General features: G+C 42.0%; 11 protein-coding genes. 10 read left to right on the top strand and 1 reads right to left on the bottom strand.

What is annotated here, in order from left to right; translation table 11 throughout:
• Positions 1-59 precede the first annotated feature (59 nt).
• The 5 genes from COV43_08945 to COV43_08925 are packed head-to-tail and all read left to right on the top strand — an operon-like array spanning position 60 to position 4,365.
• The gene (locus COV43_08945) at positions 60-1,130 is read left to right on the top strand and encodes a peptide chain release factor 1 (protein PIR24750.1); all 1,071 of its coding nucleotides are present in this window, start codon (positions 60-62) and stop codon (positions 1,128-1,130) included.
• A gap of 2 nt (positions 1,131-1,132) precedes the next feature.
• Positions 1,133-1,984, top strand: a complete 852-nt coding sequence (prmC, locus tag COV43_08940; protein ID PIR24749.1) for a protein-(glutamine-N5) methyltransferase, release factor-specific — start codon at positions 1,133-1,135, stop codon at positions 1,982-1,984.
• Positions 1,985-1,993: 9 nt separating this feature from the next.
• Positions 1,994-3,250 carry a UDP-N-acetylglucosamine 1-carboxyvinyltransferase gene (murA, locus tag COV43_08935; protein ID PIR24748.1) on the top strand — a complete coding sequence of 419 codons (1,257 nt, stop codon included), beginning with the start codon at positions 1,994-1,996 and terminating at the stop codon, positions 3,248-3,250.
• Positions 3,251-3,268: 18 nt separating this feature from the next.
• Positions 3,269-4,021: a hypothetical protein gene (locus tag COV43_08930; protein PIR24747.1), complete on the top strand. Its 753-nt coding sequence runs from the start codon at positions 3,269-3,271 to the stop codon at positions 4,019-4,021.
• An 8-nt stretch (positions 4,022-4,029) separates the two neighbouring features.
• Positions 4,030-4,365, top strand: a complete 336-nt coding sequence (locus COV43_08925; GenBank protein PIR24746.1) for a histidine triad nucleotide-binding protein — start codon at positions 4,030-4,032, stop codon at positions 4,363-4,365.
• 162 nt (positions 4,366-4,527) lie between these two features.
• Here the strand turns inward: COV43_08925 and COV43_08920 are convergent, their stop codons facing one another.
• Positions 4,528-5,781, bottom strand: a complete 1,254-nt coding sequence (locus COV43_08920; protein ID PIR24745.1) for a hypothetical protein — start codon at positions 5,779-5,781, stop codon at positions 4,528-4,530.
• Between the two features lie 252 nt (positions 5,782-6,033).
• On the opposite strand from COV43_08920, the gene COV43_08915 reads away from it, so the two are divergent.
• From COV43_08915 to pdxA, 5 genes are all read left to right on the top strand, one after another.
• Positions 6,034-7,008 (top strand): hypothetical protein, encoded by a 975-nt coding sequence (locus COV43_08915; GenBank protein ID PIR24744.1) that lies wholly within the window; start codon positions 6,034-6,036, stop codon positions 7,006-7,008.
• 176 nt (positions 7,009-7,184) lie between these two features.
• Complete coding sequence (gene mfd, locus COV43_08910) at positions 7,185-10,694, top strand: transcription-repair coupling factor (GenBank protein ID PIR24743.1); 3,510 nt, start codon at positions 7,185-7,187, stop codon at positions 10,692-10,694.
• Entirely contained in the window at positions 10,691-11,638 is a 948-nt protein-coding gene (locus tag COV43_08905) for a hypothetical protein (protein PIR24742.1), read from the top strand. The genes mfd and COV43_08905 overlap by 4 nt, the downstream gene beginning before the upstream one ends.
• Positions 11,622-12,581 (top strand): hypothetical protein, encoded by a 960-nt coding sequence (locus COV43_08900; protein PIR24741.1) that lies wholly within the window; start codon positions 11,622-11,624, stop codon positions 12,579-12,581. Before COV43_08905 ends, COV43_08900 begins: the two co-directional genes overlap by 17 nt.
• An 8-nt stretch (positions 12,582-12,589) precedes the next feature.
• A complete protein-coding gene (gene pdxA, locus COV43_08895) occupies positions 12,590-13,516 on the top strand; it encodes a 4-hydroxythreonine-4-phosphate dehydrogenase PdxA (GenBank protein ID PIR24740.1) in 927 nt (308 codons plus the stop codon).
• Positions 13,517-13,525 lie beyond the last annotated feature (9 nt).

Genomic DNA, 13,525 nt, shown 5'->3' with positions numbered 1-13,525 from the left:
GCTGGACGACTTAACTAAGTGTCAACTATTTTAGGACGTGACAAAAACGGAAACACACCATGTTTGATAAACTCTCCGAGCTGGTAAAAAAATACGAAGACCTCAGCTATAAGCTTTCTGATCCAAGTGTCATGGCTGATCAAAATCGCTATCAACAAATCACACGAGAACATTCGAAACTAAAAGAAATTGTCGATATTTTCCAAAAATATAAAAAATTTAAAGAAGAACTAAAAGAAAACAAAAAACTTCTCGAAGAGAAAAATGATGAAGACATTCGCCAAATGGCGAAGGAAGAAATTCCAGTTCTCGAAAAAACTATTACGGAATGTGAAGATGAGCTAAAAATCCTTCTTCTTCCTTCAGATCCAAACGACAGCAAAAACGTTATCCTGGAAATCCGCGCTGGAACTGGCGGAGAAGAAGCCGCACTTTTTGCCGCCGAACTTTTTCGCATGTATGCTCGATATGCCGAGCGTGCACATTGGCAAGTGGAAGTGATTGATCAAAACTTCACTGGCCTCGGTGGACTGAAAGAAATTGTGGTGCTTATTTCTGGTACAAATGTCTACAGCAAACTTAAATTTGAAAGTGGAACGCATCGTGTGCAGCGTGTGCCCGAAACAGAAACGCAAGGCCGCGTCCATACTTCCGCTGTTACGGTTGCAGTGCTTCCCGAAGCTGACGAAGTAGATGTGAACATCAACCCAGCAGATCTTCGCATCGATACATACCGCGCAAGCGGAGCCGGCGGTCAGCACGTGAACAAAACTTCTTCCGCCGTTCGCATTACTCACATTCCAACTGGAGTTGTCGTTGCGTGCCAAGATGATCGCTCTCAACACAAAAATAAAGCAAGAGCGATGAAAGTGCTTTCCTCTAAATTGTTGGATATTGAAATTCAAAAACAAGCAAGCGCAGAATCTGAAGCAAGAAAAGCTCAAGTTGGAAGCGGCGACCGAAGCGAAAAAATTCGCACCTACAATTTCCCCCAAAGTCGTGTGACAGATCACCGCATCGGCTACACCATGCACAATCTCCCCTCTTTTATGAACGGTGAAATAGACGACATCATCTTAGCTCTTCGCACACACTATCAAACCGAAGCTCTCAAAGAGCAAAAAACTTGAAGATGATTTTTCCCCTCCTTCAAAATGCAGTGGAACAATTGCAAGCTGCGCACAAAGATACTCCACGACTTGAAGCCGAACTTTTGTTGTGTGCAACTCTAAACTGTTCGCGTTCTGATATAATTTTAAAAAAAAATGAATCCCTAAGTGAAGGTGAAGAAAAAAACTTTCAACAGCTTCTTCAACGTAGACTTGCATCAGAGCCGATGGCTTACATTTTGGGCTATAAAGATTTTTGGACGAGACGCATTAAAGTTACGCCAGATGTTCTTATTCCACGGCCAGAAACTGAACATCTTGTAGAAGCTGTTCTTGAAAAATTTAGTTCAGATACAAATCCACTTCAGCTTTTAGATCTCTGCACTGGCAGCGGATGCATTCCAGCTGCACTTGCCAGTGAATTACCACACGCACAATTTACACTGACCGATATTTCTAAAAAAGCATTGGACGTGGCAAAAGAAAACATGCTCTTTGCACAAGCTCGCACTCAATTTCTCTGCGGAAATCTTTTTGAAGCATTGCCCCATTGTCCCATTGCCCCACTGTACAATGTGATAACCGCCAACCCACCTTATGGCTCTGAAACTGATTATGAAAATCTGGAAAAAGAACTAAAACATGAGCCTAAAAATGCTATCGTTGCCGGAAACAACGGACTTGCAATTGCCGAACAAATCATAAAAACTGCACCAAAGTTCTTGGTATCAAGAGGCTTTCTCTTTCTCGAAATGGGATACGATCAAGCTCTGGTCATTTCACACATTGCAGAAAAATCAAATTGCTATCGGGAAATACTGATCCAAAAAGACTTAGCGGGCATCTACCGAACTTTGATTGCGCAAACTGATTAGGATATTTTTATGGATAGTTTTCTTATCGAAGGCGGAAAAAAACTTGAAGGTGAAGTGAATATTTCTGGCGCGAAGAATGCCGCACTTCCTTTGCTTGCTGCCAGCTTACTCTGCGAAGGCACGCACAGCCTCGAAAACGTTCCTCGCCTGCGAGATATTTCCACTATGCTGAAATTGCTTTCACACTTGGGAGTAAGTTCAGAGCAAAACGGAAACGGCGTCAAATTGAATGCTGATAAAATTGTAGCCGATGATGCTCCTTATGAACTCGTAAAAACCATGCGCGCTTCTGTGTTGGTAATGGGCCCACTTGTTGCCAGGCTTCGTCATGCAAAAGTTTCACTCCCCGGCGGATGCGCTATTGGCGCACGTCCCATCGACTTACACTTGAAAGCACTTGAGCAAATGGGTGCAAAAGTTGAACTTCACGACGGCTATGTAGAAGTGTTTGCAGAAAACTTAAAAGCGGCCCACATTTCCTTCGACAAAGTCACCGTGACTGGAACCGAAAACATTATGATGGCAGCCTGCCTGCTAAAAGGCACCACCATTTTGGAAAATGCTGCCAAAGAACCTGAAGTGGTAGAGCTCGCAGAGCATCTCTGCAATATGGGTGCAAAGATTCGCGGAGCTGGAACCCATCACATCGAAATTGAAGGCGTTGAAAAACTCCACGCTGTTCACCACCGTGTTATGTCAGATCGCATTGAAGCTGGTACGTTTGTAATAGCTGCTGCCATCACCGGCGGAAAAATCACCTTGCACAATGCGCCAACAGAAAATCTTTCTGTTTTTCTCGATCGCATTATCGATACCGGTGCAAGTGTTGAAAAAAATAAAAATGATCTTACTATTATCGGAGCAAGTGAAATTAAAAGTGTCAACATTTCCACTGCACCTCATCCTGGTTTTGCCACCGACTTACAAGCACAGTTCATGGCACTTATGTGCAAAGCTAACGGCACCAGCATCATCAACGAAAATATTTTTGAAAATCGTTTCATGCACGTTCCAGAATTAAAACGCATGGGAGCTGATATCAACATTGAGGGCCATACCGCAATTGTGAATGGAAAGCGAAAGCTCACCGGAGCACCCATTATGGCAACTGATCTCCGCGCCTCTGCATGCCTTGTCTTAGCTGCACTTGCAGCCGATGGGCAAACTGAAGTGAGCAGAATTTATCACCTCGATCGTGGCTACGATCATATGGAAGAAAAACTGTGTGCATTAGGAGCAAATATTATTCGCAAAAAAAATATTTAAGTTTCTCTGGGGGAAACCATGCAACTGATTCCAATGGTTTATGTGAAACACAAAAAAGCAGTACGACCTGAAGGCAGCAAAACAGCCCTCTTTTCCGAAGACCCCCTTGAATTTGCCACTGCACTAAAAGAAGCTGGCATTCAAACGCTTTTGCTGCACGACCTCAATCTTTCCACACTCGCCAAAAGTGAAAATGAAAGTGTAGTGAGTGATATTCGCAAACTTGGATTTACAGTTCACGTTACTGCAACTTTTCGCACTCTCGCTTCCGTTGAGTTTTATTTGAAGAAGGGAGTTCACCTTTGCTTGTTAGATGCCATCGCCTATCAAGAACCAGATTTTTTAAGTGAAGTGGCAAAAGCCCATCCAAAGCGGATTGCCGTGAGCATTGATGTGAAAGAAAAAAAATTACACATTCCCGGTTGGGCAAAACCTTCACACAAAACTGCAGAAGAACATGCAAAAGAATTTCGTGACGAAGGCATATATGCCATTTTTTATTCCGATGTGGGAAGTGATGGCGTCATCTCAGCCGATTCACTCTTGAGCACAAAACGTTTTTGCGAAGGAAGTTTGAATAGAATTTTTCTCACCAGTGAAATTGAAGAACTTCACGACATTCGCAAAATCTTGTCCCTCAAACTTCCTCGCTTGGAAGGTTTGGTGGTCAACAAAGCTTTTTACCAGAGAAAAATCGACCTCAAAAGTGGCGTTGATTACATCACCAACATCCTTGAAGACAGCGCTGAAGAAACTATTGCAGAGGAATAGGAGGAAACATGAAAAATTGTCTCTTTTGTAAAATCGCCAACAAAGAAATAGCTGCTGAGATTATTTACGAAAACGAGCATGTAGTAGCTTTCAACGACATCAACCCCGCCGCAAACACGCATGTACTGGTTGTTCCCAAGGAGCACTTCACTTCTGTAGTGGATGTAAAAAATGCAGAAGTGTTTGCACATCTTCTTGAAGCGGTTCAACATGTTGCACAAATCACTGGCGTTGATGTTACCGGATTCCGCACGCTGATCAATTCTGGAAAAGATTCGCGTCAGGAAATTTTTCACTTGCATGTGCATGTGTTAGGCGGCGAACCTCTCGGCCCTATTAATTAATTTGTTTTGAATTGTTTGATTTTATAACCCCCTCCTAGCGGGAGGGGATTAAGGGGAGGGAGAAAAGTTTTGTCTGAGCAAAAAAAGCTCACCCTCACCTTAGTCCTCTCCCTTAAGGGAGAGGAAACTGAAAAAACTGATCCACAACATCTTGTCAATTCATCACGGCAACAATCGTGAAGTCATCGTCGCAATGCCAATCAAGGCCATGGCAAGAAGTGCAAGGTAGAAAGCAATGGTCACCCAACGATTTGGCGATTTAACCGGAGCGCTCAACCTTCCCCAATGCCACCAAGGCACGAAGCGGTAAGGATCATCTTGCGGTTCGAGATCGTTTTCGAGAAATGAACCCATAAATCCGCCAAAGCCACCTCTTCTTTTCATGAGACGAGTTTTACTTTGTAATTGCGCATGAAGTGGAACGCCAAGATCATGCGAAAGCATCGCTTCGGTTTGTCCCGCCAACAAAAATTTTCCCTTCGATGCATCTTGACTAAAAGCAATTTCGCTCCCTTGTGAAGCTTTGAGCGCTAAGTACATCAAGTCTTCATCGTTCATGCCTTCAAGTGCAGCTTTTGAAAAAATATCTCCAGGATTCATACTTTTTAATTTTGCAAGAGCATCTGCCATCACACTAAATCGAATAAACTTTTCAATTTTTCCATTGGCCAGTACGAGATCGGAAATCACAATGCCTTTTCCATTTCCTTTTTGAATTAAGCCGCGAAAAAGAAAATTGCTAATGTCTTCGAGTGAAGTTTTTTTGGTAACGGTTCTTCCCATCATGCCTTCAAAAAAACTTTTCCACATGGCGAGTGATTTTTCGCCAAAGGCTAATTTTCCATTATTGGGATTTGCAACTTCCGCACCTTGCTCAAACCTTGCTACCACAAGCTTTTCAAAGGCATTGAGCAATTGTTGCACTCGTTCTTTTGTCGTTGCTTGTGTTGGTTGCGCGTTTGCGTTTGTTTGATGCGCTTGTTGTGTCTGTGCTTGTTGCGCATTTTTTTCTAGCATCTTCCCTTGACGCATTACATATGAACGAGAAACCGCGGCCGCTTTTCCGCCCTGCATTTTTCCTTCTGTTTGCTTTGCTTCTTGCTGACCCTCTTTTGTTTTGTGCTTGGCCTCTGACTTTTTCAGCTTGTCGCGCAGGTCTTTTACTTCGCGCTTGCCAGGAAGTCTGATCGTTTGAAATGCAGTTTTGGATTCTTTTGAGGCCTTTAAGGTATGCTTGGCAAAGTCAATGAGGGCGCGGGCGAGCTTTTCGTTCTTTTTTTCACCGGCCTTGTCGATCTCTTTTTTGATATCCGTGATTTCTTTAACAACGCTCTTATCGACGTCCAAAGAAGGTTTGAGCAGATTGCTCTGAAACGAATCAAAGCCCTTAATATCAGCAAAACCACCATTTAACATATTGATATCCCTCTCTTTTTGTTCAAAAAGTATAGTCTCATTACCCCAAAAGAACAAGAACCCATTTCCTTCAAACACACCCTATCCTTAAGCTATCGGCCCCCAAGCAGGCAAAAGTTGCGTATTTGAGCAAAATGCTGAGAAAAAAAGAGCTAAAACACTGTATTATTTTTTAGCAACTTTTTGCCGAAAACAGCGAAAAGGAACTCGAAGCACGAAGCACAACACTCAAAATCAAGCAGGAGGAAAAAAATGCTTACAACTCTTCAAATACTTCCAAAACTTCCACCCGGAAGGTTTTTTGCTCCATCAAGTGGAAATGCAGCACCCATTGCAACAACTGCAGATGGTATCGCTCCCAACTTGAGATCTGCTTACAACCTTGCGTGCAAAATAAACCTTCGTGCTTTTAGTCTGGATGTTCCATCCATTTTTTTTCCTCATGCTCTCATGAGTGATGGGGCTGGACCTATTTTCAATGCATCTCTATTACGAGGAAACCCAGGCAGTGGTATATGTGTGCTTACTCACGGCACGGATAGAGTCGTTATAGAAGACCTTAGCCCAAGCGTCGGGCTAGCACTTCAAGTAAACCTTATATTCGCCCTTTTTGCAGCAGGGGCAACTGTAGCTGTAAAGATAAAAGGTTGTCGGTTTACCGATCTCCTTTATCCCACCCCCCCAGATCTTAAACAGAGTGATTTAAGCGCTGTTGTGGAAATAAACCATTGGAAATATTATGTCGCGCAGCTAAACGCACCAAAGATCGATGATTATCCAAACAATATTGGCACCTTCCTGGCCGAAGGAGCAACAAGGCTCCACGCTTTGCACAGAGACATTATGGGGACTCGAAATATTGAAGGTAAATTTCCTGAAGCAGTATCAGAAATGCTCAGATCTGCTGGCATCAACACCTTTGGACAATTGTTGGGCGAGGAGAGCGATACACTGACCGGTATAACGGGTTGGCAAAGGGGCTACCTGAAAACAATAGAAGATTCTCTTGCCACGTGTGGATTAGCATTACGCAGTCCATACCCGTTTTATCATGATCGTCTCACACCAAAAGTTATAAAGTTTCTAAAGGAGCGCGGTATTACAACACCAGAAGCATTAGCAGAAATAAGGAAAGCTGAACTTCGCAGAATAAAAGGCTTTGGAGGTCAAACCGTCAAAGAGATAGATGGATTTCTTCAAATGTATTATGGCTTAACATTACAATAACTTCCTTCTTTCACTCCAAAACTCGAGCGTTTCGGAACATAACTCATTCTCCACACGCCCTAAGAGAGAATGAGCGCGGCTTCTGAAAAAAGGGCAGAAATCAAACATTGGCAAACGTGAGCATTCTTGCTAGAGCGCGGCTTTATTTTTGTTATTAAAATCAGTTTGAAAGAACGATGTCTGTAAGAAACACCATTTCCAAGATCTGTGAGACGCTTTTTACAGATCAGCTTTCTACTGGCTATGCACTGCAGGGCGTGCATGGTGGGGCCAAGTCGTATCTGCTTTCGAAGCTGGTGCAAAAAAATGAAGGCTGTTTGCTCATTTTGACCGAAAGCAATCAAGCTGCAGAGCAGCTCATGAGCGAGATCAAAAGCTTTCTCGATCACAGCGAAAACCATAAGCTGCTCTTGTACCCCGAACAGGAAACCCTTCCCTACACACAACTTTCTGGCGATGCCGAAACCTGGGCAAAGCAAGTGGAAGCCTTGGTACAGCTGAAGCAAAACAGAGCGCTCACTATTATCAGCACCGAAAATGCTGTGCGGGAAAAACTTCCACCGGCTTCTTTTTTGTCTGAAGCTTTTTTTTCACTCACACTCAAACAAAACCTTGATCGCGATGAACTTACTCATATTTTAGTTGAATGTGGCTACGAAGAATTTTCGCTGGTGGAAGACATCGGCACGTTTTCCGTTCGTGGAGCCATTGTTGATCTTTGGCCACCGCTTCGGGAAACACCTGTCCGTGTTGAGTTTGAGGACGATGTTATTTTAAGCCTTCGCCCTTTTTCGCCGTCGAGTCAGAAATCGATGAAGGCGAAAGATCTGCTGCAGCTTGATATTATTCCGGTACAAAAATTTCTCTTCACAAAAGAAAAATCGCTAGACGCACTTGAAAAACTGCGCGACTTAGCGGCAGAACACAATCTTCCATTGCCAGAAATTCGAAGCATTACCGAAAAATTGAAGCAACAACTGAGCTTCAGTGGCATTGAAACTTTTTTTCCTCTCTTCCATCAAGAAACGGCAGATTTTTTTGATTATTTGCCTCACAATACGTTAATCATAAAAGATGAAAGTGATGCTTCTGCTGAAAGAAGTGAAAAATGCTGGAAAAAAATGGGGGGTTTGCACAAAGAAACACAAAGCCTTGAAAAACTGATTCAGCCAAGCCAACTTTTTCTTTCACCACAAGAAGCAAACGAAAAAATGCAGGGAAAAAAATTTCTCGCTCTCAATGCTGTTTCGCTGCAAAAAGAAAATCTACATCTTCTGCCATCTGTACATTTTGAAGAAAACACTCAGCTGAAAATGCTGATCAAAAAAGATGCGTTGAAACACCACTCACTTTTGGACTCGCTCTCAAACCAGCTTAAAGACTGGATAAGAGAAGGATTCACTCTTTTATTTACGTGTCATAACGAAATTCAAGCAGAGAGACTCAAGGAATTATTTTCGCATCATGCTCTTTCCATCACTGATTTCGCAGGAAGTTTTTCTTCGCTGCAAGCCCTTGGAAATCAAGGCCTTCGCGTTCGCATCTCGCCTCTTTCTAAAGGCTTTCAATACGAAGATGAAAAATTGATTGTGATTGCGGAAGAAGAAATTTTTGGCAAAAAGCAGAAATTTAGCACCAAAGCAAGTTCGGCTCAAAGCGAAGCCTTTACTTCGTTTTCCGAAATTGCGCCTAACGATCTTTTGGTGCATCAAGATCACGGCATCGGCCGCTATCTTGGCTTGGAGCACCTGAAGTTTGGCGATGAACCCGGCGACTATCTCATTTTGGAATACTTGGGCGGCGACAAGCTCTACCTTCCCGTCTATCGCATGAACTTAGTGCAGCGCTACATTGGCAGTGGAGATGGCATTGTTCCCCTCGATAAACTTGGCGCCACACGCTGGAAAGACTTAAAGAAAAAAGTAAAAGAAGAAATTCGCGCCATTGCTGGTGACTTGCTTAAAATTTATGCCGAACGGCAAATTAAGACTGGATACGCTTTTCCCGATCCTGGCGATGAATATCAAGAATTTTGCGCACAATTTCCATACGATGAAACTCCAGATCAAGAACGCTCCATCAACGAAACCCTTCGCGACATGTGCTCAGAAAAACCAATGGACCGCTTGGTTTGCGGCGATGTGGGTTACGGAAAAACAGAAGTTGCTCTCAGAGCCGCCTTTCACGCGGCAAACAGCGGCAAGCAAGTTGCCATTTTAGTGCCCACAACCATCTTGGCGTTTCAACATTTTGATACTTTTAAAAAACGCTTGGCAGGTTTTCCTTTTCACATTGAAATGATTTCACGTTTTGTTTCCAAAAAAGACCAGAACGAAATATTAAAACGTTTGGAATCTGGAAGCATCGACATCATCATCGGCACCCATGCGCTTTTGCAAAACAGAATCAAGTTTAAAAACTTAGCGCTGCTTGTGGTGGATGAAGAGCAACGCTTTGGCGTAAAACACAAAGAACACATCAAAAAATTTAAGGCTACGGTTGATATTCTGACACTCACTGCAACACCCATTCCGCGAACACTCAATTTTTCTTTGGTGGGCATTCGGGATATCAGCATTATTAATACAGCCCCCATCAACAGACACGCCATTTCCACCCATGTGGCCAGTTTCGAGCCATCGCTGATTGCGCACGCCATTCGCACCGAACTAGAACGTAAAGGCCAAATCTTTTTTGTGCACAACCGTGTGCAAACTATCGATTCTATGCACGCGCAACTAAAACACATTGTTCCAGAAGCAAAAATTGCTGTTGCTCACGGACAAATGAAAGAAGGCGAATTGGAAAAAATAATGATTCGCTTCATCAAAAAAGAATTTGATGTGTTGCTTTGCACTACCATTATTGAATCTGGCCTTGATGTTCCAAATGCAAACACCATCATCATCAACAGAGCCGATAGCTTTGGCTTGGCGCAGCTCTATCAAATGCGTGGCCGTGTTGGCAGATCTGATCGATACGCCTTTGCCTATTTGCTGGTTCCTCCTGAAAAAACACTTTCGTCCATCGCAAAACGAAGACTTGCAACCTTGCAACGGTTCACCGAATTGGGGAGCGGATTTCAAATTGCGATGCATGATTTAGAAATACGAGGCGCCGGAAACATCCTTGGCACTTCACAATCCGGGCACATCAATGATGTGGGTTATGAACTTTACACCAAGCTTTTGGAAAAAGAAATTAAGCTGATGTCCTCTCAGCATCGCTTGGAAGACATCGACCCCGAGTTGCATTTACACGTGCAAGCCTTTCTTCCCGACACTTATATTCAAGATGAAGGGGTACGCATTGAAACCTATCGCCGGCTTGCAAACTTAGAAAGCGAAGAAGAGATTGGTCTTTTCCGTTCAGAGCTGGAAGATCGTTTTGGACATTTGCCTCAAGAAGCCATCAATCTGTGTGAACTCATGAAAGTGAAATCACTTGCTCGTCAACTGCGCATCGTCAAAATACTGGCCAGCGCAAATGCCTTCACCTGCAAGCTTAGCCCAGACAGTCCACTTTCTGCGGAAATCATCATCACATTAGTTCAAGAAAAACCTCAGCATTTTGGCATCAAACCGCCATCTCACCTGTTACTCTATCCAAGCTCTGCAGACACTCTTTTTGAAGCCAAAAAGCTCTTGAGCGAGCTTCTTGGCTGTGTTAGCAGACAGTCCTCATGAAAAAGCTTTACGCCCTCTTTTTCCTATCATTGCTGCTTGTGCCTGGTTTTGCCTGCACTAAAAATAAAAGCAGTGCGGTTGCCACGGTGAATACTACGGCCATCACGCAAGACGAAGTACAAAGAATTATTCAAACCGAAGTACTTAAATATGATCCCTTGCTCATCAACTCTGACGAATTTAAGAAAAAAATGAAGGAAGCTGCCCTCAACAGACTTATTCATGAACAAATTCTCTTAGATGAGGCTGAAAAAAGAAATCTCACTCCCAGTGAAGAAGAACTCCAATCTTCGCTTAAAAAATTTAACCTCGATTCTTCAAAATCAAAGGAACAGCTCAAAAAACTTCATCTTTCAAAAGAACACATTCGTCATGATGAAATAAAAAGAATAAAACTTCAAAAACTCAGTGAACTTGTTTTGGATGAACTTGATCCTATCAGCGAAAACGAAATCGAAAGCTATTACGAAAAAAATAAAACTGCCCTCACTACGCCTGAGCAATATCTGGTCAGTCAAATTTTGTTCGACACAAAAGAAACTGCAGATGAAGTTCATACAAAACTTACTCAAGGTGAAAACTTTGGAAAAATGGCAAAACATTTTTCTCAAAGTCCAGATGCATCGCGCGGCGGAGATCTAGGCTGGATCAACATCAGCAATGCACCAAACGAATTTATTGATATTTGCAAAAACTTAAAACAAGGCGAACTCAGTTCAGTTGAGAAAACTCCTTATGGCTATCAAATCTTTAAACTCAGAGAAAAAAAAGATGCGCACCTTCAATCTCTCTCTCAACTTACACCTCGTATCAAATATGAAATCCGTCTAAACCACTCTGAAGATAAACTTTCTTCTTGGATGGAAACTTTAAAAGCAAATGCTACTATAAGCATAAATGAAAAAGTGCTTACGGAGATGAATCCTTATGACAAAACAAACTAAACTATTCTTTCTTTTCTGCATTCTCCTCTTTCCAAGCTCACTTAAGGCTGAAGTGGTGAATAAAATTAAAGCAGTTGTTGGAAGTGAAATTATTACACAAACTGATTTGAAAAATGCCATCAAAGCTCAAAAAGCTACGCTAAAAAAAGAAGCTCAGCGAAAACTTTCTGATGAAGAAATCGAACAACAAGCTCTAGACTCTCTAGTGGATAGTTTACTTTTTGATCAAACCCTCAAAAATTCAAAAGTTGAAGTAAGCGATGCCGATGTGGATAAAGCTATTGTAAATATTCTTGAGCAAAACCATTTAAGCCGCGCCTCTCTTCAAGCAGAGTTGAAACAAAATGGAATGAGCTTCGATCAGTACAAAGAACAAATGCGAAGAGAAATTAAACGCGTAAAATTTGTAAATCAATTTATTGGACCTCGTGTAAAAATTACAGATCAAGATTTAAAAGATTATTATCAAGAAAACCAAGAGATATTTAGAGGTGTACACGAAGTTGGACTTGCACAAATTATTTTGCCTCTCGCAGAAATTAAAGACCAACAAGAATTTGAGGCACTCTATAAAAAAGCAACCGACATCAGCAAACAAGCGCAAGCCGGTGATATGAAGACATTTAAAGAATTGGCAAAAAAACATTCTAAAGACCAAGCCGCAAGCCAAGGTGGCGATTTAGGAATGGTAAATGTAAAAGACCTCTCACCTGAAATCGCAAGAGCAGTAAGAGATCTTTCTCTTGGACAAGTAAGCTTTCCTCTTTTAACTCCAAACTCCATTACTATTATAAAATTGGTTTCACTTCCTGAACTTTCATCGAAAGATTTTGATCGACTTCGTGATGATATTTACAATGTTCTCTACGACAAACGCGTTCAAGAAGAACTGCAAAATTATCTTCAACAGCAACGTCAAGGTATCTATATTGATATCCGTTAACTTTTTTTATGAATATTCCACACAACATTGGAATAAGTATTGGCGACCCCTTTGGCATTGGCGCTGAAGTGGTGTTAAAAGCACTTTGCGCTCTCACTTTAGAGGAAGTAAAAAACATTTTCCTTTTTGCACCAAAAAATCTCATTGCCAAAACTGAAACACTCACAAAACTTAAACTTCCCGCTGAAGTAGATGTGGTAAGCGTTGCAGAAGCTGAAGACTTAGATTCTCCTCTCATTGCACTGGAAAGTTTAAAGCTTGCGCTTCAGTACGCCGATGAAAAAAAAATTCGAACCCTTGTTACGGCACCGCTCAATAAAAAAAGAATCACCACAATTCTTCCAGATTTTTTTGGGCATACCGAATATCTGGGAAAACATTGCAAAGCTCATCCCGTAATGATGTTTGCTGCTCGAAATGAACGCTTTAAGATAATGCTCAATACCATTCATGTTCCGCTGAGAAAAGTCTGCGAACATCTTGACGTTGAAAGTATCGTAAAAAACATCAGTGTTGCAGTTGTAGAACTGAAAAAACATTTTAATCTTTCAACTCCAAAAATTGCAGTACTTGGCATAAATCCTCATGCCGGTGAAGATGGGCATTTGGGTGATGAAGAAAAAACAATACTTGAACCAGCACTTGCAAAGCTTAAGCTAAAAAATATTTATGCTGACGGACCATTTTCTGCTGATGCATTTTTTGGGCAAAAAAAATATTTAAATTACGATTTAATTGTCGCAGCCTATCACGATCAAGGCCTCATTCCCGCAAAACTTTTATTTGCAAAAAAAATCCTAAACATTACGCTCGGGCTTCCTTTTCTTCGTGTAAGCCCTGCACATGGAACAGCGGAAGATATCGCCTGGAAAGGTGTTGCCGATGAGTGCAGCATGTTAGAGGCAATTAAATTTGCACAAGAAAACCAAAAATAAATAAAGGAT

Source organism: Deltaproteobacteria bacterium CG11_big_fil_rev_8_21_14_0_20_42_23 (assembly GCA_002796345.1).
In the GTDB taxonomy this organism is placed as follows: Bacteria; UBA10199; UBA10199; order 2-02-FULL-44-16; family 2-02-FULL-44-16; genus 1-14-0-20-42-23.
Note: the sequence above shows the minus strand (reverse complement) of the source record. Positions and strands in the feature narration are given on the sequence as shown.